We start from the raw sequence: 1,281 nt of genomic DNA, 5'->3' as shown, positions 1-1,281 counted from the left end.
AGCATGGCCTTGGCGATGCCCATGAATTCCCACGGGTGGCCCAGGCAGAACTTGAAGCCCACCGGCTTGCCGCCGGACAGCTCACGGAGACGGGCGATGAACTGCATCATCTCGATGGGTGTGGAGAACGCGCTGTGGCGGGATGGCGAGATGCAGTCCTCACCCATGAGAATGCCGCGGGTCTCGGCGATTTCCCGGGTGACCTTGTGCTTGGGCAGGATGCCGCCGTGGCCGGGCTTGGCGCCCTGGCTCATCTTGATCTCGATCATCCGCACCTGCGGGCTGCGCGCCTGGGCGGCAAAACGCTCGGGGTCGAAGCGCCCGTCCGCTGTGCGGCAGCCGAAGTAGCCGCTGCCCAGTTCCCACACCAGGTCGCCGCCGTGTTCGCGGTGGTAGGGGCTGATGCTGCCTTCGCCGGTGTCATGGTGGAAGTTGCCCAGCTTGGCCCCTTGGTTGAGCGCGCGGATGGCATTGGCACTCAGCGAGCCAAAGCTCATGGCGGAAATGTTGAAGATCGATGCCGAATAGGGCTGGCTGCACTGCGGTCCGCCAATGATGATCCGGAAGCTTGAGGGGTCGGCCAGCGGGGCCGGGCGCATGGAGTGGCCGATGAACTCGAAGCCAGACTCGTACACGTCGATCAGCGTGCCGAAGGGCTTGTCCGACGCTTCGTTCTTGGCCCGCGCGTACACCAGCGAGCGCTGGGCGCGGGAGAAGGGCAGGGCATCGCTGTCGGCTTCCAGCAGGTACTGGCGGATCTCCGGGCGAATGCCCTCGACCAGGTAGCGGATGTTGCCCAGTATCGGGTAGTTGCGGCGTACCGCGTGGCGTTGCTGCAGCAGGTCGAACAAACCGATCAGGCTGAGCACGGCCGTAATCAGGGTGAACGGCCACAGCCATTCATGGTTCAGGAACGGCAGGCTCGCCACGGTGAACAGAACACAGGCGGCAAACACGGCATAGCGACTGAGAAGTGACAGGCTCATACGGGGTCCTTACGATGGCGCGGTCAGGCTCAGGGCCTGGGGCAAACCCCGACCATAGCCCGGTTGCGCAGCGCTGAACATGAAAATCGGGGTATCGAAAATCATTCGCGCAGCAGTTTCTGCCGCCACCGTTGCTGCTCTTCATTCGTCGCTTGCACCAGGTAGGCGTAGCGGTTGGCAACTCGCACTGCCACCGGCACGCCATCACGGTACAACACACGATTGCCACCGGCCGCCGGCACCTTCGCTCCGGGCAGCAGCGACCCGATCAGGTTCAACGGGTCACTGGCGCTGA

The 1,281-nt window shown here is 64.0% G+C and carries 2 protein-coding genes; both read right to left on the bottom strand.

The features are described 5' to 3' along the window. Positions 1-986, bottom strand: a 986-nt coding sequence (locus BLX42_RS11915) for an FMN-binding glutamate synthase family protein (protein ID WP_161871822.1), incomplete at its 3' end; no start/stop codon positions are given. A gap of 101 nt (positions 987-1,087) precedes the next feature. Then, positions 1,088-1,281: hypothetical protein (locus BLX42_RS11910; protein ID WP_161871821.1), on the bottom strand; the 194-nt coding region annotated here is incomplete at its 5' end.

This window comes from Pseudomonas sp. SG-MS2, assembly GCF_009933855.1.
GTDB classification, from domain to species: Bacteria; Pseudomonadota; Gammaproteobacteria; order Pseudomonadales; family Pseudomonadaceae; genus Aquipseudomonas; species Aquipseudomonas putida_E.
Note: the sequence above shows the minus strand (reverse complement) of the source record. Positions and strands in the feature narration are given on the sequence as shown.